Source organism: Microcystis aeruginosa NIES-843 (assembly GCF_000010625.1).
Lineage (GTDB): Bacteria > Cyanobacteriota > Cyanobacteriia > Cyanobacteriales > Microcystaceae > Microcystis > Microcystis aeruginosa.
This window is the reverse complement of record NC_010296.1, coordinates 2728453-2751090: the sequence shown is the minus strand read 5'-3', so window position 1 is coordinate 2751090 and position 22638 is coordinate 2728453. Positions and strand designations below refer to the sequence as shown.

Sequence of the window (22638 nt, the reverse complement as noted above, 5' to 3'; positions counted from 1 at the left end):
CAGTAAGGTGCGTTCTCCCTCGTTGCGGCAGGTAACGCACCCGACAAAATCGGCGGCATCGCACTACCTCTGTAAACCAATGTCTAGATTATAGTAGGACAGTATCAGGCGAAAGTTGAGAAGATTTTCCAGTATGGTTAAATATTGCGCTGATGTTTTAATATTACCTATCGCCTAAAACTATGATTACTTATATTAAAATTCATGGCTTTAAATCCTTTCATAATTTTGAAATGGTATTCACGCCGCTTACTGTAGTTGCTGGGGTTAATGCTTCTGGTAAGAGTAATTTATTTGATGCTTTGCAATTGTTGGCGCGGCTGGCAGAAGTGGATCTGAAGACGGCTTTTAGCGAGCAACGAGGACATCCTAGCGAACTTTTTACCCAATATGATGAGGACGACTACGCCACGGAAATGGAATTTATAGTTGAAATGTTAGTCAATCGCAAGGTAAAAGATAATTGGGGTGGGGAAGTCGATCTTAAATATACAAGATTACGCTATCAATTAAAAATTAAACGAGAGTCTAATATAAGTGGCTTTGAAAACTTGTATATTGTTTATGAAAGTTTAGAAAACTTAAAGCACAATGAAGATAATTGGGTAAAAAATTATATTCCTAAGACAGTATTGGAAACTTGGCGACCAAAAGTAGTAACGGGTAGGAGAGCCATTCCTTATATTAAGACTGAAGATATTAATGGTATTGCTACCATTGTTGTACCTCAAGACGGTCAACAAGGAAATAAAAAAGTATTTCCCGCAAAAAACGCATCACAAACTGTTTTAAGCAGCATTAATACCATAGATTTTAAACATATATTAGCCGCCAAACAAGAAATGCTGAGTTGGAAGTTTATGCAGCTTAATCCCGAAGATCTGCGAGAACCTACGCGTCAAGATATGGGCATCAGAGATACAATAACAGCAAGCGGAAAGAATTTAGCCGCTGCTTTATTTCGCATCAAACAAGATGATGAATATACCCTCACAGCAATTTCCCGTGATCTCAATAATCTGCTACCGAATCTTACAGAAGTTAATGTTTATGACGACAAAGCAAATCGACAATTTATTATCAAGGTAAAAGGTGATGATGGTCGGGAGTTTTCTTCGAGAGTGCTTTCCGAAGGAACCCTACGTTTATTAACATTATGTGTCCTGCAATACGACCGACAACACACAGGATTACTGTGTTTTGAAGAGCCAGAAAATGGCATCCATCCTTTTCGTATTCAAGCAATGGCAAGATTATTAAAAGAGCTAACTGTCGATTTTGAAGATACTGAAATGCCTTTACGCCAAGTAATAGTGAACACTCATTCTCCGGTTCTGGTGAGTCAATTAATTAATTGGCAAGATGATAAAAATGTCAGCATTTGGCTTTCTCAACTTACCACTATAATATCCACTATTGAAGGGAAGCGAATTAAGATGAAAAGCAGTAATTTTCACCCTGTTATCAAAGAGAATAAAAAGCAATTAACCTTATTTTTCTCCGAAAATGAGGCCAAGCTAACTCTCTCGGAAGTTGTCGAATATCTAAAAACTGCTGATGCTGAAAGTGCGATTAAAAATATTAAAAATCAACAAAACCAATTAACGTAAATCAATTAAGATGGCAAAAAAAATCAAACAAATAATTATTGCCTTAGCTACAGAAGGCAGTTCCGATCATAGATTTTTACCGAATATTATTCAGCGCACTTTCGAGAGAGTTGCTTTTGACGATGAACAAGATATAAAAATTTTTGATCCAATTTGTCTTCCACAAATCTCTGGCGAAAATATCCGAGAAAAAGCTAAAAAATACGCAATTCAAGCGGCGGAGAAGGGAGCAATGGTTTTGTGCTTCCATGCAGACGCAGATGATAAAACAGATAAAAACGCATTTAAGGAAAGAATTAATCCGGCTTTTAATGCTATTAAATCAGACGAGCGAGACTTATGTAAAAATTTAGTTGCTATCGTTCCAATACAAATGACTGAAGCCTGGATATTAGCAGACAAAGAATTACTAAAAAAAGAATTGTGTACAAATAAAAGTGATAGTGAGTTAGCAATCGATAAAGAACCCGAATCTTTTAGCAATCCGAAAGAAACGATTAAAAATGCCATCAATAAAGCCAGAGAAGGTATTACTAAACGCTATCGAAATAAACTAAAAATTGACGATTTATATTCACAGATTGGTACAAACATCCCATTGTCGAAATTAGAATCCTTATCTTCCTACAAAAAATTTGAAGAGGCAGTACGAGATATTTTTCCACAATTAACGAAAGTCAACAATATAGAGGATAATCCTGATGAAACGTGAATAGGATCTTGCTAATACCATTTTTCTAAAGTAATGGCAGAGATGGTTAATTTCCCTCACCCCCAACCCTTCTCCCAAAAAGGGAGAAAGGAGTAGAATGTCTGCCACGAATAAAGAAAAATGGCATAGGGTGCGTTCCCTGTCGTCGATTAGTTGCTTAGTCGGATTTGCAGCAAGAAACGCACCCGACAAAATCGGCGTACTGCTAGGTAGTGCCTTCGACATCGCACTCAGGCAAAACTTCCAGCAACTGTGGACTGAAGCGAACACAGTATGATACAGTAATATCTTGAATAAAATTAATCAAGAAAAAAATATGTCAAAAAGCGATGGCTATCGTTCCTTTGGCAAACGAATCAAAGAACTTCGGGAGTCTAAAGCTAAATTAGTTAGGAAGGTTGCGGCCGATTTAGATATGGATCAGTCTGTCTTAAGTAAATTAGAGAATGGACTTTTGTTTCTAAATACCACTTTACTTGAAAAAATTGCCCAATATTATCAAGTCTCACTCGATGAACTTAAAACCATTTTATATGCTGACAAAATTATGAGTTAATATGCAACCTATACTCATGCTGATAGAGTAATCAATTTAGTTTGTGAAAGATTTGCCGAGTATCACACAGAATCTAACCATCAACACAAGGGAGAATCAGATGATCCAACTTGAATTATTTGAACCAAGTTACACAGATCAATACATTCAAGAAGGGTTTAATTTTTTGACACCCAAACTTGGGGATGTTACTTTCTTGAATGGTCTTAATGAACCTGTTCATCGTTGGTTTAGACTAACGCCAAGTTATGCTCCTGAATTAGTTAGATTTCTATGTGAATATTTAGAATGTTCATCAAAAACTGTATTGTGCGATCCCTTTTTAGGAAAAGGTACGACGATAATAGAAGCTAAGAAACTTGGACTATTTGCTATAGGCATAGAGTTGAATCCATTACTAAAACTTGCATCTGAATATGCCTTGACTTGGGCAGTTGATCTTGAACAATTAACTCAACATTTTCAATCTTTTGAAAATTATCTTCTTGATACTTTAGATGAAGCGAAGAATTTGTCTTTAGAAACTGCCGAGGAAAAATATCAATTAACTATCCCACCAATTCACAATGTATTTAGATGGTGGAGAAAAGAAGTTTTAAAAGAGTTACTTCTAATTCGTCGGGCTGTTTGGAAAATAGAGAATGAGAACTATAAACATCTTTATTGGTTAGCTTTGTGTTCTTCGGTTCTAGATTGCGCTAATATTCATCGAAATCACCCTACTATTAGTTTTGATGATAAACATAACCGTGAAATTAAGGTTTGGAAAGACTTCCGTGACAACTTTGAAGCTATTATCACTGATCTAAAACATTTATCTACAAGAGACAAGTGGGGAACTATAAAAGTTTACCTAGGTGATAGTACCCAATTATCTAGTTTTGTCGAAGAAACAATAGATAGAGTGATTACTTCTCCTCCTTATCCTAATAGATTTAGTTATGTCCATACTACTCGTCCACAACTTTTCTTTATGGAAGTTTTCTCACAGGCTTCTGAATCTGCCGATCTAGATTGTGCCTCAATTGGTGGCACATGGGGTAAGGCTACGTCAATGCTTTATGAGATTGAAGTAGCCCCAAATGATCATATTTTTGATATACTTTTGCCGATGGTTAACCAGTTACGTCCACAAAATAACTTGATGTGTAACTACGCCATAAAATATTTTAATATGATGGATAACCATATAGCTCAACTTGCCAAAGTTACCAGTAAAAAGTTTAGAGGGGCATATATAGTTGGCAATTCTAGACTATCTGGCGTTGATATTTTTACTGACATATTATTGGGTAAAATTTTTGAAAAGAATGGTTTTGCTGTTGAGCAAATTCTTGTTTTGCGGAAACGTGGAGGTAAGAAGAAACTCTATGAAACAGCAATTTGTGTAAAAAAAGCTTAAGACTACATCATGTCAAAAATCTTGTCCATAATTTCTCGTATTAACTTATCTTCCTGTTTGAAGTAGCTGAGTAAATCAAACCCTGTCAGCAGTTTGACAAACTCAAAAGCATTGTCCCCCTCGTAGACTTTCCAATATTCTCTTAGACGCCTTACAGGACTGGTCAAAGAAGATGAGCAAAAAATAATCATGACTGGTTCTATTTTTTTATTATTTAGTGCTAGAGCCATGTCTCGGTCAGCCTGTATGCGTTTTGAGTCACCAATCTGATAGCAAGAACGTACTTCAAAAGCCATCCCAATCGCTGTTTTATCCGTTTTTAACTGTTCAATACGTCTAGCATTCTCTAAAGATAATTTTGAGTAGCTGATTAATCCATCGGTAGAACGTTTCTGTGATTTGTTGTCAATATTTAGCATAAGACTATAAGATAAATCTTCCGAAGATATATTAAGTTTATCTGCTAATAGTGTCTGAAAAATTTCCTCATACATATCACCAAGTTTACGGTGGAGGCTAGTAATTAGGTTCCCTCCAATCCTTGCTGTAACGTATTTAGTATCATTAAGAAAAAAAGGAGCAAAAGCTGGATCATTACCAATCATATTAAGAAAACTACTCTTGTCAGTGACACCTTCAAAACGCTCAAAAGCATTATATTCGAGGACTTTTGATAAATGATAATTAATTATTTTTTTTAATTTTTGGTTGCTCATAGTGTTCCCCAAACTTATACCATTTTTCAAAAAGTATGTCATACTTGGTAAAGGTATAGTTTGTGTGGTAAAAAGGCAATGAGTGGAGTCCCTAATATTAATGTTGCTGAGTCAGTAGAAGACTTAAAATCCTTGTTGAAGCAACAAGTAACCTCTTTAAACTTTGCTAAAGTACAATCCCTGTATCTACTAAAAATTAAGGAGGTAGAAACGGTTCGTCATCTCGCCGTGTTAATAGGACGCTCAGAAAGAACTATTCATCGCTGGTTAAGTTGTTATCGAGAAGGAGGGATAGAAAATCTCTTGTCAGAACCAGAAAAACTGGGAAGACCCAAAAAGATTTCAGTGGAAGAAGCCGCTCTAATTCAGAATGAATTAAAAGACCCAGAAGGATTTCAAAGTTATAAAGAAATTCATTTTTGGGTATCAATTATTTTAGAAATACCCACCAGTTATATAACTGTTTACCGTCTCGTAAGAAATGAATTACAAGCTAAATTAAAAGTGGCTCGACCTCAAAATTTAAAACAATTACCAGGAGAAGTAAAAATATTCCAAAATAATCTATCTGAACAGCTACAAGCTTTACTAGAAAAGGAATCTGAAAAAGTTAGTCAATATTTAAAAGTCCGCTTCTGGTGTCAAGATGAAAGTCGCTTCGGCTGTCATACCATTGTCAGAGATAAAATAACAATTAAAGGCATAAAGCCCCTTGGTAATTTTCAGTATAATTTTCAATATCTCTGGCTCTATGGTTTAATAGAACCTCGAACAGGTAGCAGTTTTTTCTATGAATTTTCTCATTTAGATGGGGAATGTTTTAATCAATATTTAACGCTTTTTTCTCAAGCTTTTTCTGAGGAATTACATATTATTCAATTAGATAATGCTCCCGCACATACGGCGACCGACCTAGAAATACCTGATAATATTATCCTATTTTATCAACCTCCCTATTGTCCAGAAGTAAATCCAATTGAGAGAGTTTGGCTATATTTGAAAAACCTATTGGCCTGGGGCAATTTTAACTCCCTTGATAACTTAAGAAGTAAACTTTACCATCTTTTAAATTCTCTATCCAATGACACGATCGGGTATTTGACGGGATGGTCTTGGATTTTAGAAGCTCTATGTCTGTCAGGAATTTAGAAAAATGGTATTACATTAGTAACCAAGAATTATAACTGTTCTTCAGATACAGATTGGAGCATCACGGGCAACTAATGCGCTTAGAAGGAACAATCCACACCCTCCCCCACCGACAAAGCCTGAGACCGTCCTACTCCTCTATCTAACACCAGTAGATATTACTCCTATCGTTTGATCGTTTCCCAGTCAGTTTTTCCGTCCGCAGCCACGTCCACGGTATAGTTATCGGCGCTGGGGGTGTCTGAAAGTAATCGCCCAATCGCTTGATCGTCTTCTACCGATAAAATTTTCATCTCTATCTCGATCACCCCCGCTTCTCTATTCCCTAATTCGCTCCTTAAATATCTAACCTTTGGTAGATGCTATTAAGATGATTCAAGTGCTGCTGGGGATCAAAGCAACTTTCGATCTCGTCGGGGGATAAAATGCCGGTAACTCGCTCATCTTGGCTGATAAAAGCTTTAAAATTGCCGTTATCGGTGTTCCAAGCGCGATGGGCGTTTTCTTGGACGATTTTATAGGCAGATTCCCGGCTAATTCCCTTACTCACCAAAGTTAAAAGAACTCTTTGACTGAAAATCACGCCACCGTAAACATTCATATTTCGCTTCATGTTTTCGGGATACACCAGCAGATTTTTGACTAAATCGGTGATTTCCTTCAGCATAAAGTGGGTCAAAATGCAAACATCCGGCAGCATCACCCGTTCTACGGAACTATGGGAAATATCTCTTTCGTGCCAGAGGGCGATATTTTCTAAGGCGGAAACGCTATGACTACGGATAATTCTTGCCATTCCCGTTAAGCGTTCTGAACGGATGGGATTACGTTTATGGGGCATAGCGGAGGAGCCTTTTTGTCCTTTGGAAAAGTATTCTTCCACTTCTAGGACATCGGTTCTTTGCAGGTTGCGAATCTCCACGGCAAAACGTTCGATCGAAGCCGCTAATAAGGCTAATTGTTGCACATAATCGGCGTGTCGATCGCGCGATATCACTTGAGTGGAAGCGGTATCCGGTTCTAATCCTAACTTCTGACAGGTTAACGCCTCAATTTTCGGGTCAATATTGGCATAGGTTCCCACTGCACCGGATATCTTACCGATGGCGATGTCTTGGCGCAAGCGAATTAAACGATCGCGTCCCCGCAGCACTTCCGCTAACCATCCCGCTAGTTTAAAGCCAAAGGTGATCGGTTCGGCGTGAATGCCGTGGGAACGTCCTACCATGACTGTATAACGGTGTTCTTGGGCGCGATAGCGCAGGGCTTGAATAAAATCTTCTAATTGTTCTAGAATCAGGTTTAAACTGGCGACTAATTGTAAGGACAGGGCAGTATCTAGTACATCGGAACTGGTTAAACCCAAATGAATATAACGCCCCGGCTCGCCCACATACTCGTTAACATTTGTTAAAAAGGCGATGACATCGTGGCGCACTTCTGCTTCTATTTCTAAAATGCGATCAGGATTAAAATTAGCCTTTGCCTTAATTTCTTCCACTGCATCCCCGGGAATATAGCCTAATTCTGCCTGCGCTTCACAGACGGCTATCTCTACCTCTAGCCATGTTTGATATTTATATCTATCCGTCCACAAATTCCCCATTGCAGGGAGAGTATAACGCTCGATCACTATTAATTCTTCCAAGACAACCGTTTAATTGTATCGGATCGGGGCAAGTCTGGGAATAGGCAGGGGGCAGCGGGGAGTTTTGTTTTCCCCACTCCCTTTTTAGCGGTTAGTGATTCGTTGGTAAGTAGTCGGACATAAATTCTGTTGTCTATCTTAAGAAATGTAAATTGCCGCAATTCTTACTGACGACCGACTCCTGACTCCTGACGACCGACTCCTGACGACCGACTTCTGACGACCGACTCCTTACCCCACAGTTAACTTTACTTTTGTCCAACTACTTAGCGGTGAACTATCTTGTTTAATTTAGCTTGAATCGAATCCCTACCCCCTTGCTTCAACCCATGCTCGCATTTTACCCGGATTGTTCAATCCGTAGGGATCGACGAGTTGTTTAAATTCTAGTTGTAGCGGATTAATCTGTCTGCTGCCGCCATCTTCCATGATATAAGTGTGAGGATTGGCAATGGCTGCCCCCTGTTGTTCATAGATAGCAATAATCTCATTTAATCGAGTTTCTGTGGTAAATTCTAGCAAGGGAAGACCGGCGGGAATAACTTTACCTTGAAATTTCAAAAATTCTAGGTGCATCATTATTTCCTCACCAAAATAATTATGGAGTTTCTCTACCGTAGCTAGATTAAAATAAAAAGCTTGTAGATAAGTTATCTTGGGGTTACAACTACGCGCATGGAGAGTGGTATGATTCCAAGTAAATTCTAAGATACTGTTGCCTTTTTGGGTTTCTTCTGGCGTTTTATAGTAAGTAAGTTCACCATTATATTCTTTAATTAAAGACTCTAATGCGACTCGATCGCTGTCCGATACTATTAACAAAACTGCCGCTTTCCCCGTGGTTAAATAATCCTTAAGAGCAGTAAAATAAGCGGGAATTGGCCAAGAGTGAACACTAACCATTTTCTTGACAATGCCATCACTATCACTAAGAGCTTGACCGAATTTAGCGGCGGTGAGAAAATCGGCAAAAGTAACGATAAATTCTGCCCAAGGATAACAGGGAGCGAGGGCTATTTCTAACTCGGTAATAATGCCATTGGTTCCGTAGGCATGATTGACTTTTTCTACCTCATCCCCCCGTAATTCGATAATTTTTGGTTCCGCTTCTAGGGTGACTAATTGCACTGCTTGCAGATTGCCCCTATCCTTTAATTGTCCATAATTAATCGAACCCATGCCCACACTGCCACCCCCGATAAAACCGCCAATTGTCGCCGTCCGATAGGTAGAGGGAGCCATTCTTAATTCCCAACCGATTGCGCGAGCTTGTTTATCAAAAAATGCCATTTTCACCCCCGCTTCTACTCGCGCTGTACCCGGTTCGATCGAGATAATTTTTGTTAGTTTGGTTGTGTCTAAAATTACTCCGCCCTGCAAGGGAACACATTGACCATAATTACCTGTACCCGCACCTCTAACTGTTAAAGGAATTTGGTATTTAACGCAGGTTTTAGCGATGTCAATAACCTCTTGGCTATTGTGGGGACGAATGACTAAATCAGCCCGTTTATCTTGCAGTTGTGCCTCTAAAATGGGACTAAAATGATAATAATCTAAGGAAAGTTTCGCCACTTGCCCCGGATCGGTGATAATTTCCAGACGGGCAAGTTCTTCAATGAGATTTTGATAGTTAGATTTCATGGTTAGGTATTAGTGTAAAATTAGTTTCCTAGTCGAGATGACAATTCAGTTAAGTAGTCGTGCAAAATTAATTTCTTGGTTAGGATAGGCAAAAGGCAAGAGGCAAAAGGCAAAAGCTTGATCGAAATGTGTAATTAATTTTGCTTAGGTACTTATCAGTTATCAGTTATCATTCATAATTCATAATTCATAATTCCCCCATTTCCCCATCATCTTACACCCTACACCCTACACCCTACACCCTACACCCTACACCCTACACCCCACACCCTACACCCCACACCCTACACCCTACACCCTACACCCCAATCAGCGATCGCTGGATAAGAAAAAATTAAAAACCGATCGCCTAGGCGGTCGGTTTTACTAAAAATTATAAACTTTTATTAACTTTGTTTGCTGAGAAACTGTTGAGCTTGTCTAAGAGCGGCAGCGCCGATATTGAAGACAGCCCAGCCACCAGCAATAAGCAAAGGGGTTAAAACGATTAACACTCTCCAGTCCATAGATTTCCTTCTCCTCGGTCAGTGCTTAAAAGATTGTTACTTGATTCTCATTTTATATTTATACCCTAATCCGCCCCTTTTGGGAATCCGGTATCAGTACCTTTTCCCGCATGAACGAGGGCAAGTTTAGCATAGCGCTCGGCGTGTTCGATCAACTCTTGAGCCTCCTGTGGCGAGACTTCCCGGACGCGTTTAGCGGGAATACCCACCACTAAAGATCGCGGTGGTATATCTTTTGTCACAATACTACCCGCCCCGACAATACTACCCGCCCCGACGCGCACACCATCGAGAATCACTGCCCCAATGCCGATTAAACAACCGCGTTCAATATGGGCTGCGTGAATTACCGCCCGATGCCCGATGGTAACGTAATCTTCAAGGATAGTAATTTTGCCCGGATCTCCGTGTAGGATCGCCCCATCTTGGATATTAGTATAGGCCCCAATTTCGATGCGTTCCACGTCGGCGCGCAATACCGCCCCATACCAAACACTCACCCCGACAGCTAGGGAAATATCGCCCATTACCGTGGCATTGGGGGCGATAAAAGCCGCTTGACTGACATCGACAAGCGGCCAGAAATTAGAAGTTGATCTTAAGTTATCTAAAGACATGAAAGGAGCTGCACTAAAGTCGAAAGAGAATACCCGTCCAATTTGGTTGGGTATAATATGGATAGGCTTATTGGTACAAAGATAGCAATTTTTAGTTTAGGTTCTTCCATGATCAATGCAAGTTTACAATACCCTGTTTTTGGCCCCGATATCCATTGTCCTCACTGTCGGCAGCTAATCCCTGCCCTCACTTTGACGGATACCTATTTGTGTCCGCGCCATGGGGCTTTTGAAGCCGATCCCAAAACGGGTGAGTTGGTTCACTTGCAGTCAGGACGGCATTGGCGACTCTGGAATGGTGAGTGGTATCGTCAACACACTCACCCGGATGGTATTCGTTTTGAGATTCACGAAGCACTCGATCGCCTCTATACTCAAGGATTTAAAGCGACTAAAGTAATTATTGCCAACCGTTATCGCGATTTAGTTAGTTCCTACCTAGAACGTAACACCACTTGGCGCGGTAATGGACCGGGTGAAGCCACTATTCCCCGTCTCTACGGTTTACCAGTAGAATTTAGCCCCGATGCCCCCGATGAACCCTGTTGGGATGTAATTAATTTTGATCTGGAAAAAGAACCGGGGGTTCCCAAACGTTATCCCTATTTTCGTCTTTTTGATTAATCATTAGCCATCGGGAGTCAGGAGACAGAAGACAGGAGACGGGAGATAGGAGATAGGAGATTATTTCTATTTATTCTCCCCACACCCCACACCCGACACCCCACACCCGACACCCGACACCCGACACCCCACACCCCACTTCATAATTCTTTCTCCTGAAAATGCACCATGCTTCTATCCGCACCGCTAATATCCATCGAGCGATCGCTTTTTACCAACTTCTCGGTTTTACCCTCGAGGAAAGATTCACCACGGGTTATACTTTGGCCTGTTGGCTAACGGGGTTAAACGGACGCATTGAATTAATCCAAATTCCTCAACCGCAACCCGCCCCCGATGCCTTTAGCGATCAGCATTATGTCGGTTATTATCACTTGTCTTTTGACCTAACAGAAAATGTCAGCAATTTACCAGAATGGTTAGAAAAATTAACAAATAACTTTCAGCAAGCCCATCAAGAGGATGCCGATTTATATCAACCTTTAAACATTCTTTTGCCCCCCCAACAACAGATGATCGGCGATCACGTCTATGAAGTCACCTTTATTGCCGACACAGACGGTTTACCCCTAGAATTTATCCGTCGTTTAACGCCGAAATCAGCGATCCAGGTCTCAATAACGGAGATGGAGGCGACAGTGCCAGCAAAAACTCCCTAGCTATACCAGTCTCCTCCAGATGATCTACATAAAAACTTAAGAATGATCCCCGTCTGGTGATAGACTTTTGACTGTTAAGGAAACAAACTCACTAGATAAATCATAGATCAGCTGTAGGGAGGATCATCGAGTGGAAAGTACGCTAGGGTTAGAAATTATCGAAGTGGTCGAACAGGCTGCCATTGCCTCCTCGAAGTGGATGGGTAAAGGCGAAAAAAATACCGCCGATCACGTCGCTGTAGAAGCGATGCGCGAACGGATGAATAAAATTCATATGCGCGGTCGCATCGTTATTGGAGAAGGGGAAAGAGACGAAGCTCCCATGCTCTATATTGGCGAAGAAGTGGGTATCTGTACCCAAGTTGATGCCAAACAATATTGTAATCCCGACGAATTAGTCGAAATCGATATCGCCGTCGATCCCTGCGAAGGCACTAACTTGGTCGCCTACGGTCAAAATGGTTCTATGGCCGTGTTAGCTATCTCCGAAAAAGGTGGGTTATTCGCCGCTCCTGACTTTTATATGAAAAAATTAGCCGCTCCCCCAGCAGCTAAAGGTCATGTGGATATTAATAAATCGGCGACGGAAAACCTGAAAGTCCTTTCCGATTGTCTCAATCGTTCGATCGAAGAACTGGTGGTAGTAGTTATGGATCGTCCCCGTCACAAGGAATTAATCCAAGAAATCCGCAACGCCGGGGCCAGAGTTCGTCTGATCAGCGATGGTGACGTATCGGCCGCTATTTCCTGCGCTTTTTCGGGAACTAATATTCATGCTCTCATGGGTATCGGTGCCGCTCCGGAAGGGGTAATCTCGGCGGCGGCTATGCGTTGTCTAGGCGGTCACTTCCAGGGACAATTAATCTATGATCCCGAAGTGGTCAAAACCGGTTTAATCGGCGAAAGCCGCGAGGGTAATCTCGCTCGTCTGCAAGAAATGGGCATCACTAATCCCGATCGCGTTTACGGTTGCGAAGAATTAGCCAGTGGCGAAACCGTCCTCTTTGCCGCCTGTGGGATCACCCCCGGCACCCTGATGGAAGGGGTACGCTTCTTCCATGGTGGCGCTCGTACCCAAAGCTTGGTTATCTCCACCCAATCGAAAACCGCTCGCTTTGTTGATACCGTTCACCTGTTCGACCGACCCAAATACATTCAACTGAGATAATTCTCTGACCCGGTGGGGTGGGCATGGCTCACCTCGCCCCCATTGGTAAAAATATATAAAGTTTTTTTTCAAACATCTTTTATTTGCATCCCGATTGGGACTAAATTGCAACAATTAGAGACATAACGCACTGATCTTTATCAATAATTTTTGTAGCCTGAGCAACATTTGTAGGAGAACATAAATGAATATTGCTGTAGTGGGCTTGAGTCACAAGACAGCCCCTGTGGAAATTCGCGAAAAATTGAGTATCCCGGAAGCGAAAATCGAGTCCGCCCTTACCCACCTCAAGGGTTATCCCCACATCCAAGAGGTGGCGATTATCAGCACCTGTAACCGTTTGGAGATCTACGCCGTGGTTACGGATACGGAAAAGGGCGTGGTGGAAATTACCCAGTTTCTCGCTGAAATCGGGCATATTCCCCTTAATGTCCTGCGTCGTTACCTGTTTACCCTGCTGCATCAGGATGCTGTCCGTCATCTGCTGCGGGTGTCGGCTGGTTTAGAAAGTCTTGTCCTCGGTGAAGGGCAAATTCTCGCTCAAGTTAAAAATACCCATAAATTAGCCCAGAAGTACAATACTATTAGCCAGTTACTCGATCGCCTGTTTAAACAAGCGATGACTGCCGGTAAACGCGTCCGCACGGAAACCAGCATCGGCACGGGAGCCGTATCGATCAGTTCGGCAGCGGTGGAGTTAGCCCATGCTAAGGTGACAGACCTCAGCAGCAAGAAAATCGCTATTATCGGGGCAGGGAAAATGTCCCGATTATTAGTTACTCACCTTCTGGCTAAGGGTTCTCAGCAAATTGCGATCATCAATCGCTCCCAAAGACGGGCCCAGGAGTTGGCCCGTGAATTTCCTCACCTACCGCTGCAACTATATGGCTTAGAAGAGATGATGACTACCGTAGCGGCATCGGATATCGTCTTTACCAGTACCGGAGCCACGGAACCAATTTTAACTAAAACTTTATTGACAGAAGTGACGATTACTGCTAACTCGCTGATGTTAATCGATATTTCTGTTCCCCGCAACGTCCATACCGACGTGAAGGAATTGGCACAAGTGCAAGCTTTTAACGTCGATGATCTCAAAGCGGTGGTTGCCGCCAATCAGGAAAGTCGCCGTCAGATGGCCAGGGAAGCAGAGGCACTCCTAGAGCAGGAAGTGGAAGCTTTCGAGCTTTGGTGGCGTTCTTTGGACACTGTCCCGACAATTAGCTGTTTAAGAAGCAAAATTGAAGATATTCGCGAACAGGAATTAGAAAAGGCCCTCTCCCGTCTGGGGACGGAATTCGCCGAAAAACACCAAGAAGTTATCGAAGCAATGACCCGCGGTATCGTCAATAAAATCCTTCACGAACCCATGGTACAACTGCGCGCCCAACAGGATATCGAAGCGCGTAAGCGCTGTTTACAGTCCCTGCAAATGCTCTTTAATCTCAGTGTCGGAGAAGAATATAGTTAGGGACTGGTAATCCACAAAAATTAAGGGCGATTCTATTGGTCTGTCAAGGTGATTTTGAGGGATTGGGGGCGAATAATTTGGCAGCATTCCCCTATCCACAATTTCAAGATTGACAGACCAATAGACTTTTGGCTGTGGAAATGCGGTAATTATGCCCAAATTGAGGGGGTGTTTAACTGATGGAAGTGGGATAGAGGAGGGTGTGGGACCGCAGGGAGCGATATAATTGATAGTTAGGTGTACCGGGAAGGAGTTCTGTGGTATTGTAAAGTTTTGTAAAAAATATATGCAAATGACTGCAAACAACTGCTAATATGGTTAGTACAAGTTTACGTTGCAGTTCACATGAAACTATCAGATTATGCTAAGAAAAAAGGGATCAGTTATGACACTGCTTGGAGAATGTGGAATCGAGGGCAGTTACAAGGAGAACGTCTTCCTACAGGAACAATTATTATTTTTGAAGATGACCGTTCTTGCGGTGAAAATAAAGTAGCTATTTATGCGCGAGTTTCTAGTTCAGAAAATAAATCTAACTTAGAGACTCAGGCAAAAAGATTGGAAGCTTATTGTATTGCGAAAGGCTATCAAATTGTTCGAGTAGTTAAAGAAGTAGGAAGTGGAGTCAATGATCATCGAAAGCTATTATTAAAACTTCTAGAACAAACTGATTATAATTTGATTGTCGTAGAACATAAAGATCGTTTAAGCAGAGTAGGGTTTAATTATCTGAAAGTTCTTTTAACTCAAACAAATAGAGAGCTAGAGGTCGTTAATCTAGCAGAAGAAAGAAAAGACGATTTAAGGCAAGACTTCGTGAGCATAATTACCTCATTTTGCGCTCGATTATACTCATTAAGACGACGAAATAGAAAGACAGAATGTTTAATTAAATGCCTTGAGGAGAATGATGAAATTAGTTCAAAAACATCTAATTAAATTTAATCACAAAAATTATTCAGTAATTGATAAATTAGGATTTTTATCGAAGAATCTGTATAATTGTGCTGTTTATTTAAACCGTCAAGTTTTCTTTTCACATCAACCATTTTTAACAATGACTGAGTTACATCATGCCTTAAAAATGAGTCCAGATTATCAAGCCTTACCCGCCAAAGTAAGTCAGTTAGTATTAAAGCAAGTAGAAAAAACCTTTAAATCCTACCAAAAAGCGAAAGAACAATCCAAAAAATCGCCAGATAAATTTACAGGAGAGCCTAAGTTGCCAAGATACAAAGACAAGGAAAAAGGTAGAAACGTTTTAACTTATAACTATCAAGCCATTTCTCAAAAAGCGTTGAAGCAAGGTTTAATCAAGCTATCAGGGACTAATTGAGAATTTAAAACTAATTTAAAGAAAGTCTTAGAGGTCAGGATTATTCCTAAATTGGGTGCTTATTGTTTAGAGATTGTCTATGAACAACCATCCTCATCAAGTCAAGAGGGAGAAAGATATGCTTTTATCGATTTAGGCTTAAATAACCTAGCTGCTGTTACCTCTAATATTCCCGAATTTCAGCCAACTTTAGTATGTGGAAAAGCCTTAAAATCCTGCAATCAAAAGTACAACAAGACACTAGCTAAACTCAAATCGGAATTACCCAGTCTACAGAAGACCAGTAAAAGAATACAAGGTTTAACTTTAAAGCGTAATTGCCAGGTGGATTATTACCTCCACACCGCTAGTAAATATATTATTGATAAATTACTAGCTCATCAAATTAACCTTTTAGTTATTGGTCATAATCAAGGCTGGAAACAAAACATTAATATTGGAGATAGAAATAACCAGTCATTCGTAAATATTCCTCATTCAAGGTTGATCGAACAACTTACCTATAAAGCAAATTTAGTAGGAATAGAGGTCAAAACAACTAATGAAAGCTATACCTCTAAATGTAGTTTCTTGGACTTAGAGTCTATTCAAAAGCAAAAAAGCTATTTAGGCAAGAGAATTAAAAGAGGACTATTCAGAAGCTCGTCGGGTTATTTCTATGGAGCAGATATTAATGGTTCCTTAAATATTGGAAGAAAGGTAGTCGGAGAGGCCGCCTTTAGCGGGAATCCGATAGAGAGGTTCGTAGTTAACCCAGTACGGGTCAAAGCGTACAAAGCTAATTCTAGATGCAATATTTGCGTACAGAATTAGTAACTATTGATTCATAACTGCTACTAGATGACCAGATGGCAACGTTCCTTACTGATTCTGCTGATATAGCCAGAGTCTACTACTCTTCAAGATTGAACTTGAAACAGCGTAGTCAGTTGGGTCAGTTCTTGACCCCCGCAACTGTTGCGCGTTTCATGGCAGGACAATTCAACAACCTGTCTGGTCATATTCACCTTCTAGATGCTGGGGCTGGAATTGGAACTTTAACTGCTGCTGTAGTAGAGCGGTTACTGGCAAACCCCGATCAGGTTAGTAGTTGCAGCATTACAGCATATGAAGTCGAACCAGTCTTCTTCCCCTCGCTAAATCAAACCCTCACAGAATGCTGTGCCGCTTTGAACGGAAAAGGAATTCAAGCAGATTATTGCTTGCGGGGGGAGAATTTCATCAAAGCTAGTAGTGAAATGAACTTGCCACTCTTTAAGAAGGTAGTTCCAGGCTTTACTCATGCGATTCTGAATCCACCTTATAAGAAGATTCACAGCCAATCAGCAGAAAAGAAAGTTCTTGCAAGTATTGGGATTGATACTGTAAATCTCTACAGCGCATTTGTTTGGCTTGCCATCGTACAACTTATAGACGATGGCGAAGTGGTTGCGATTACGCCGAGAAGTTTTTGCAATGGCAAGTATTTTCGCCCTTTCCGAAAAGCCTTCCTAGAATATATGAAACTAGATAAAATCCATATATTTGAGAGTAGATCAGCAACCTTCTCAGAAGATGAGGTATTACAGGAAAATATTATTTTTCACGCCCTAAGATCTAAACAAAAACCTAGCACTGTAAAAATAACCAGTAATTCTGAGATGGCATTAGACGAGATTTCAGAATCTAGATATACCCCCTATGACGAAGTGATTGAGCCGAATGATTCTGAACAGTTTATTCATATTGTTACAAATTCTCTCAAGAATTCCTTGAGAGTTCAAATGAATAAAATGCCCTGTACATTGGATGAGATAGGCTTAGAAGTTTCCACAGGTCCAGTTGTTGATTTTCGCCTGAAATCGTCTTTAAGAAACCATTTGAGTGATAGAACTGTTCCCCTACTTTATCCAGAATCTGTAAAAGTAAGGAAAGTAGTGTTTCCTCCTGATAATCCCCGCAAGCCCATTGCGGTAGAAAAAAATAACGAAACAGAAAAATGGTTAATTGAGCCTGGCTGGTATGTTTTGACAAAACGTTTTTCATCCAAAGAAGAAAAGCGTCGTGTTGTTGCTGCTGTGTGTTCTCCTATTGGTTCAAAATCTCTAGGTGTCGAAAATCATCTTAATTATTATCATGCTAAAGGCAGAGGAATGCCTCCTGATGTAGCTAAAGGGTTAGCCGCATTTCTTAATTCAACTTTATTTGATAGCTACTTTCGTCAATTTAGTGGAAATACACAAGTCAATGCTACCGACCTTCGTAGGGTTAAGTATCCATGTAAAAATGACTTAATCCAAATAGGAGTTCAAGTTGGGGACAATGACTTAAACCAAGAAGAAATCGATCAAGTTGTACATGAAGTTCTATCAATTATGGATGAAGCAAGTGCCGCAGTTCAAGCAAACAAACGAATCGAAGAAGCACTGACAATTCTCAAGGCTATCTCTGCTCCTAGAGCGCAACAGAATGAAAGGTCTGCACTATGCTTACTTGCGTTAGCAGATATTCAACCTGATAAACCCTGGAGCCAAGCTACTGCACCAAAACGCGGAATTACAGAAATGATGGATTGGTTCCGTGATCATTACGGAAAACAATATGCACCAAACACACGCGAAACTGTTCGAAAACAGACAATGCATCAATTTGTGCAGATGGGACTGGTGGTTCAGAATCCAGACAAACCAGACCGACCAATTAATAGCCCTAGGTGGTGCTACCAACTTGATCGGCAAGCGTTATCACTGCTTCAAGTTTATGGCTCTGAGCAGTGGGAAGAAGCTCGTAGAAATTATGCGCTTTCAGTGACTAATTGGTTGCAAGCCAGGAATCGAAATCTGCCCATGATTCCTATAACCTTACCCGATGGTCGGGCGATTCAGCTTTCATCAGGTGGGCAAAATATTTTAATTAAAGACATCTTAGAAAGCTTTTGTCCAAGATTTACGCCAGGGGGCGTAGTTCTATATATTGGCGATGCTGGTGATAAATTTATAATCAACGAAACACAAAAATTCCGAGAAATGGGGATTGAATTAGATCCTCACGGGAAAATGCCTGATCTTGTTATCTATCATAGATACCAAGATTGGCTTGTCCTTATAGAAGCGGTGACGAGTCATGGTCCAGTGAATTTGAAACGCCACAATGAACTAAAGCAACTTTTTCAATTAAGCTGTAAGGGTCTTGTCTTTGTTACTGCTTTTCCCAGTCGTAGGGAAATGACTCGTTATCTTGCTGAAATTTCCTGGGAAACAGAAGTTTGGGTAGCTGATCAGCCCGATCACATGATTCACTTCAATGGAGAGAGATTCCTAGGTCCATATTAGAACCCAGAAAAGCGTTCTTAAAGATATCAGTTGTGAAAGTACACCTAACTTCACCGTTAGGTGGCTTAGGTTTTCTATTGGGACAGTGCTTCTAGGTTATTTTTGATCCTAAATCTTGTTTTGCAAAGCTGATAACAATCAATCATAAGTTAGCTAGTGACAGTTAGTGCGATGTCGAAGCCACTGCCTAACAATAAATCCGGTTATTAAAAACTGATTATTGGGACTTAGGCGTTTTCGGTCAGCAAAAAAGGCTCAAACCATTACGGGACAAAGGGTTAACCTCGATTTATGATTTTCCTTGATATATCTGGGTTTCAGCGATTTTGGGCTTCTCGAAGTAAATCCCAAGCGGGGATTGGAGTTGAGGCTTTTCTCGATTTGTTTTTTGTCTAAGTCCCATTATTTATTCTCCCCTTTGCATGAGTGCCTCTTGCATGAGTGCCTCTTCTCATAACTAGCCTATACTCAACGGATTTAGTATCAGGTACTTTTTCCCTGAAAATTAGGTAGTTGACCACCTGAAAATGGGTAAAACCCTACACCCTACACCCCACACCCTGCCCCTAGGAAAAACTTTTTCAGCAAACCCTACTTACTGATAATTTTTTGAAAATCTCTTTGAATAATGGCAAAATTTTTGTCAGTTAAAAGCGGCACATGAACGAATAAAGCTCTCGGATGATGTTTTAAGACTTGAAAATATAATTCTTCGCAGACAAACTGACCGGCATTATCGCTGATATAGCTATAGGCAAGCTCTTTGACAAAATCCTTAAGAGGAATTGGTGTAAATAACTTTTTTGTGCTACTCCTAGCCTGAGATTCTAAACTTAAACGATAACGACTTTCTGCCATGCCACAACAAATAACGAAATCAGGCTTTTTGTCTTGAATAGCTTTGATAACTCGTTCACTGGCTCGATGGGTATTAACGGGAAGTTGACGCAAAAATAAAAGCTTTTTTGGATAATTATCTTGAATGGATACTAACAAATCATCGGAGGAATTACTCCGGTGATGGCATAACCAAGGCGCAAAAGAAGTTAAGAGAATTGTCAAGTTATCTCCTGATAGTTAATTGGGATGATCAACAAAAAAGCGAGCGAGGGGACAAAAATTGCTACAATAACTGACGTGACCTCAATTAAAGACGAGATTGATATCCTATGCAACGCCGTAAATTTTTGCTGATCAGTGGCAGTTTAGGCGGTTTTAGCTTGGTAGCTTGCGCTCATCAAATTTTACAGCCCGTTACTTCCAAAAATCCCCCTGAGTCGGCTGTTAAACAAGCACAAAAGGCGAAAAAAGTCAAGATAATTGTGATTAGTGACCTTAATAGTCAATACGGTTCCACAACTTACGATCCCGAAATCGATCGAGCTATCCCTTTAATTATCAATAATAAACCCGATCTGGTCCTCTGTGGTGGCGACATGGTGGCAGGACAAAAAAGCAGCTTGACAGAGGCAGCAATTAACGCCATGTGGTCAGCCTTTGATCGCCATATCGCCGCGCCCCTGCGAGCTGCTAAAATACCTTTTGGTTTTACCATCGGTAATCATGACGCTTCTGGATCTCTATCGGCAGGAAAATTTGTCTATGCTCAAGAGAGAAAATTAGCCCAAGATTATTGGCAAAACCCCCAACATGATACAAGTTTAAATTTTATCGATAAAACCGGCTTTCCTTTTTATTATACTTTCACTCAAAATGGTATATTCTATCTAGTTTGGGATGCCTCCACTCATTTAATCTCTGGGCAACAACTAAATTGGGCAGCAAAAAACTTGAGTAGTAGCGACGCTAAAAATGCTAGAATGCGGCTAGTAATCGGTCATTTACCCCTCTACGGTATTGCCGTCGGCAGAAATCGACCGGGGGATTATTTAGCCGATGCCGAGAAATTAAGAGCGTTTTTAGAGGGCCATCAGGTGCATACTTATATTAGTGGCCACGCTCACGCTTACTATCCGGGTAAACGGGGGCAATTACAATTATTACACGCGGGAGCTTTAGGCAGTGGACCGCGACGGTTATTGAACAGTGAACAAGCGCCCAGAAAAACCCTAACAATTGTCGATATTAATCCCAATCAACAGGAAACAGTTTACACCACCTACGACATGAAAACCCAAGAGGCGATCAATATTACCAGTTTACCTCCTTTGATTATGGCTCCCAACGGGCAAGTTTTACGTCGAGATATTCCATCGGTTAACTAGAAAGGAATTCCCCTAATGGCCACTGTCATCAGCACCGTTAATATGAAAGGAGGAGTAGGAAAAACTACCCTTACCGTCAACCTTGCCACCTGTTTAGCTAAATTTCAGCAAAAACGAGTCCTTGTCCTCGATTTAGACGCTCAAATCAGTGCGACTCTTAGCTTAATGTCTCCCCACGAATTCGCTCAACTGCGTCGCAAAAAACGCACTTTAAGCTATTTATTAGAAGCAATTATCAAACCCAATCCCTACAATAAATTAACTATTGATGATATTATTGTCCCTTCAGTCTGTGAAATTCAAGGCTTAGATCTACTGCCAGGAGACATCGAACTTTATGATGAATATGTCGTCTCAGAAACCCTGCACCACCAAGCAATTTTACAGGAAGATTTAGGCTTTGATCATGCTTGGAATAACCTGGAAAGAATCTTAATTCAAAAAATCATTGATCCCATTCAAGACCGTTACGATTATATTATCATGGATTGCGCTCCGGGCTATAATCTTTTAACTCGTAGTGGTCTATGTAGCAGTCATTTTTATTTACTACCTGCCCGTCCCGAACCTTTATCAATTGTCGGCATTCAGCTATTAGAAAGAAGAATAGTTAAACTGAAAGCTAGTCATCAAGAAACCGAACCGATTAACCCCGGTTTACTCGGTATAGTTTTTATTCTTTCCGGTGGTGGTTTACTCAGTCGCTACTATAATCAAGTCATGCGCCGGGTACAACAGGATTTTCAAGCCCATCAAATTTTTGCTAATGCGATTCCTATGGATGTTAATGTAGCTAAAGCTGTTGATATGTTCGTGCCTGTGGTGGCAGCTATGCCCTCTTCTAGTGGTTCCAAAGCTTTTATGAAACTCACAGAAGAATTCTTGATGAAAGCCAAAAAATAGGAGATAATTACTATGGTCATTGAGTGGTTAGAATTTCAAGTTAAACCCGAAGCTAGGGAAAAATTTATCCAAAAAGATCAAGAAATTTGGACAAAGTTTTTAGCAAAACAACCTGGTTTTTTAGGTAAGGAGCTTTGGATTAATCCCGCCATCGAGGAAAAATTAATTATCGTTGTCCATTGGCAAACACAAGAACAGTGGAAAGCTATCTCCAAAAATTTACTTGATGACACCGAAGCCAAATTTTCCCTAGTCATGGGAAAAGATAATTATCAACTGCTCAAAGTCAAGGAATTTCAAGTCAGAAAATTTCGAGAAAATTTTCAGAACAATTTAGGCTCTCTGGGGACATGATCAAAAATCAATTCATCTTTTTGTCCC

General features: G+C 40.6%; 21 protein-coding genes and 1 pseudogene. 15 read left to right on the top strand and 7 right to left on the bottom strand.

The annotated features are described in order from the left end of the window. Nucleotides 1-182 precede the first annotated feature (182 nt). The 4 genes from MAE_RS13165 (at nt 183) to MAE_RS13145 (ending at nt 4280) form a co-directional block, all read left to right on the top strand. Nucleotides 183-1610 (top strand): AAA family ATPase, encoded by a 1428-nt coding sequence (locus tag MAE_RS13165; RefSeq protein WP_012266005.1) that lies wholly within the window; start codon nt 183-185, stop codon nt 1608-1610. A 10-nt stretch (nt 1611-1620) separates the two neighbouring features. Next, on the top strand, nt 1621-2322 hold the full coding sequence (locus MAE_RS13160) for a DUF4276 family protein (RefSeq protein ID WP_012266004.1): 702 nt from the start codon (nt 1621-1623) through the stop codon (nt 2320-2322). Between the two features lie 316 nt (nt 2323-2638). After that, the gene (locus MAE_RS13150) at nt 2639-2878 is read left to right on the top strand and encodes a helix-turn-helix domain-containing protein (protein ID WP_002798518.1); all 240 of its coding nucleotides are present in this window, start codon (nt 2639-2641) and stop codon (nt 2876-2878) included. Nucleotides 2879-2978: 100 nt separating this feature from the next. Then, entirely contained in the window at nt 2979-4280 is a 1302-nt protein-coding gene (locus MAE_RS13145; RefSeq protein ID WP_002798517.1) for a hypothetical protein, read from the top strand. 2 nt (nt 4281-4282) lie between these two features. On the opposite strand, the gene MAE_RS13140 is transcribed toward MAE_RS13145, so the two are convergent. Continuing rightward, the gene (locus MAE_RS13140) at nt 4283-4996 is read right to left on the bottom strand and encodes a hypothetical protein (RefSeq protein WP_012266002.1); all 714 of its coding nucleotides are present in this window, start codon (nt 4994-4996) and stop codon (nt 4283-4285) included. 78 nt (nt 4997-5074) lie between these two features. On the opposite strand from MAE_RS13140, the gene MAE_RS13135 reads away from it, so the two are divergent. Next, nucleotides 5075-6145, top strand: coding sequence for an IS630-like element ISMae27 family transposase (locus tag MAE_RS13135; protein ID WP_012265278.1), 1071 nt, complete (start codon nt 5075-5077; stop codon nt 6143-6145). Nucleotides 6146-6309: 164 nt separating this feature from the next. On the opposite strand, the gene MAE_RS33810 is transcribed toward MAE_RS13135, so the two are convergent. The 5 genes from MAE_RS33810 to MAE_RS13115 form a co-directional block, all read right to left on the bottom strand. Beyond that, nucleotides 6310-6438 carry a response regulator transcription factor gene (locus MAE_RS33810; RefSeq protein ID WP_002798515.1) on the bottom strand — a complete coding sequence of 43 codons (129 nt, stop codon included), beginning with the start codon at nt 6436-6438 and terminating at the stop codon, nt 6310-6312. A gap of 44 nt (nt 6439-6482) precedes the next feature. Further along, nucleotides 6483-7778: an adenylosuccinate lyase gene (gene purB, locus MAE_RS13130; protein ID WP_012266001.1), complete on the bottom strand. Its 1296-nt coding sequence runs from the start codon at nt 7776-7778 to the stop codon at nt 6483-6485. 324 nt (nt 7779-8102) lie between these two features. Next, on the bottom strand, nt 8103-9437 hold the full coding sequence (locus tag MAE_RS13125; RefSeq protein ID WP_012265999.1) for an FAD-binding oxidoreductase: 1335 nt from the start codon (nt 9435-9437) through the stop codon (nt 8103-8105). A 386-nt stretch (nt 9438-9823) separates the two neighbouring features. After that, nucleotides 9824-9943, bottom strand: coding sequence for a photosystem II protein Y (locus MAE_RS13120; protein ID WP_012265998.1), 120 nt, complete (start codon nt 9941-9943; stop codon nt 9824-9826). 65 nt (nt 9944-10008) lie between these two features. Continuing rightward, on the bottom strand, nt 10009-10560 hold the full coding sequence (locus MAE_RS13115) for a gamma carbonic anhydrase family protein (protein ID WP_012265997.1): 552 nt from the start codon (nt 10558-10560) through the stop codon (nt 10009-10011). A gap of 108 nt (nt 10561-10668) precedes the next feature. Between MAE_RS13115 and MAE_RS13110 the strand changes: the two genes are divergently transcribed. The 7 genes and pseudogenes from MAE_RS13110 to MAE_RS13075 all read left to right on the top strand — a co-directional run bounded on the left by MAE_RS13110 (nt 10669) and on the right by MAE_RS13075 (nt 19129). After that, a complete protein-coding gene (locus MAE_RS13110; protein ID WP_012265996.1) occupies nt 10669-11184 on the top strand; it encodes a TIGR02652 family protein in 516 nt (171 codons plus the stop codon). 161 nt (nt 11185-11345) lie between these two features. Beyond that, a complete protein-coding gene (locus tag MAE_RS13105; RefSeq protein WP_012265995.1) occupies nt 11346-11843 on the top strand; it encodes a VOC family protein in 498 nt (165 codons plus the stop codon). A gap of 130 nt (nt 11844-11973) precedes the next feature. Next, nucleotides 11974-13011: a class II fructose-bisphosphatase gene (gene glpX, locus MAE_RS13100; protein WP_012265994.1), complete on the top strand. Its 1038-nt coding sequence runs from the start codon at nt 11974-11976 to the stop codon at nt 13009-13011. 184 nt (nt 13012-13195) lie between these two features. Further along, on the top strand, nt 13196-14482 hold the full coding sequence (locus tag MAE_RS13095; protein ID WP_012265993.1) for a glutamyl-tRNA reductase: 1287 nt from the start codon (nt 13196-13198) through the stop codon (nt 14480-14482). Between the two features lie 345 nt (nt 14483-14827). Further along, a complete protein-coding gene (locus MAE_RS13090) occupies nt 14828-15421 on the top strand; it encodes an IS607 family transposase (RefSeq protein ID WP_012265992.1) in 594 nt (197 codons plus the stop codon). After that, nucleotides 15393-16631, top strand: a pseudogene (locus MAE_RS36100) (RNA-guided endonuclease InsQ/TnpB family protein). The gene MAE_RS13090 and the pseudogene MAE_RS36100 overlap by 29 nt, the downstream one beginning before the upstream one ends. Nucleotides 16632-16729: 98 nt before the next feature. Then, nucleotides 16730-19129 (top strand): BsuBI/PstI family type II restriction endonuclease, encoded by a 2400-nt coding sequence (locus tag MAE_RS13075; protein WP_223210691.1) that lies wholly within the window; start codon nt 16730-16732, stop codon nt 19127-19129. A gap of 591 nt (nt 19130-19720) precedes the next feature. Here the strand turns inward: MAE_RS13075 and MAE_RS13070 are convergent. Continuing rightward, on the bottom strand, nt 19721-20191 hold the full coding sequence (locus MAE_RS13070; RefSeq protein WP_002798506.1) for a pyroglutamyl-peptidase: 471 nt from the start codon (nt 20189-20191) through the stop codon (nt 19721-19723). Between the two features lie 107 nt (nt 20192-20298). Here MAE_RS13070 and MAE_RS13065 point away from each other — a divergent pair, with 107 nt between their 5' ends. From MAE_RS13065 to MAE_RS13055, 3 genes are read left to right on the top strand one after another with little or no spacing between them, the layout of a single operon-like run. Next, nucleotides 20299-21354, top strand: coding sequence for a metallophosphoesterase family protein (locus MAE_RS13065; RefSeq protein ID WP_012265989.1), 1056 nt, complete (start codon nt 20299-20301; stop codon nt 21352-21354). 15 nt (nt 21355-21369) lie between these two features. Continuing rightward, nucleotides 21370-22257, top strand: coding sequence for a ParA family protein (locus MAE_RS13060; RefSeq protein WP_002798504.1), 888 nt, complete (start codon nt 21370-21372; stop codon nt 22255-22257). 12 nt (nt 22258-22269) lie between these two features. Next, a complete protein-coding gene (locus tag MAE_RS13055; protein WP_002798502.1) occupies nt 22270-22611 on the top strand; it encodes a TIGR03792 family protein in 342 nt (113 codons plus the stop codon). Nucleotides 22612-22638 lie beyond the last annotated feature (27 nt).

Bases quoted from the DNA above. Each gene is read 5' to 3' on its own strand.
- MAE_RS13165 (WP_012266005.1), top strand. From the start codon at position 183: ATGATTACTTATATTAAAATTCATGGCTTTAAATCCTTTCATAATTTT.
- MAE_RS13160 (WP_012266004.1), top strand. From the start codon at position 1,621: ATGGCAAAAAAAATCAAACAAATAATTATTGCCTTAGCTACAGAAGGC.
- MAE_RS13150 (WP_002798518.1), top strand. From the start codon at position 2,639: ATGTCAAAAAGCGATGGCTATCGTTCCTTTGGCAAACGAATCAAAGAA.
- MAE_RS13145 (WP_002798517.1), top strand. From the start codon at position 2,979: ATGATCCAACTTGAATTATTTGAACCAAGTTACACAGATCAATACATT.
- MAE_RS13140 (WP_012266002.1), bottom strand. From the start codon at position 4,996: ATGAGCAACCAAAAATTAAAAAAAATAATTAATTATCATTTATCAAAA.
- MAE_RS13135 (WP_012265278.1), top strand. From the start codon at position 5,075: ATGAGTGGAGTCCCTAATATTAATGTTGCTGAGTCAGTAGAAGACTTA.
- MAE_RS33810 (WP_002798515.1), bottom strand. From the start codon at position 6,438: ATGAAAATTTTATCGGTAGAAGACGATCAAGCGATTGGGCGATTACTT.
- MAE_RS13125 (WP_012265999.1), bottom strand. From the start codon at position 9,437: ATGAAATCTAACTATCAAAATCTCATTGAAGAACTTGCCCGTCTGGAA.
- MAE_RS13120 (WP_012265998.1), bottom strand. From the start codon at position 9,943: ATGGACTGGAGAGTGTTAATCGTTTTAACCCCTTTGCTTATTGCTGGT.
- MAE_RS13115 (WP_012265997.1), bottom strand. From the start codon at position 10,560: ATGTCTTTAGATAACTTAAGATCAACTTCTAATTTCTGGCCGCTTGTC.
- MAE_RS13110 (WP_012265996.1), top strand. From the start codon at position 10,669: ATGATCAATGCAAGTTTACAATACCCTGTTTTTGGCCCCGATATCCAT.
- MAE_RS13105 (WP_012265995.1), top strand. From the start codon at position 11,346: ATGCACCATGCTTCTATCCGCACCGCTAATATCCATCGAGCGATCGCT.
- MAE_RS13095 (WP_012265993.1), top strand. From the start codon at position 13,196: ATGAATATTGCTGTAGTGGGCTTGAGTCACAAGACAGCCCCTGTGGAA.
- MAE_RS13090 (WP_012265992.1), top strand. From the start codon at position 14,828: ATGAAACTATCAGATTATGCTAAGAAAAAAGGGATCAGTTATGACACT.
- MAE_RS13065 (WP_012265989.1), top strand. From the start codon at position 20,299: ATGCAACGCCGTAAATTTTTGCTGATCAGTGGCAGTTTAGGCGGTTTT.
- MAE_RS13060 (WP_002798504.1), top strand. From the start codon at position 21,370: ATGGCCACTGTCATCAGCACCGTTAATATGAAAGGAGGAGTAGGAAAA.
- MAE_RS13055 (WP_002798502.1), top strand. From the start codon at position 22,270: ATGGTCATTGAGTGGTTAGAATTTCAAGTTAAACCCGAAGCTAGGGAA.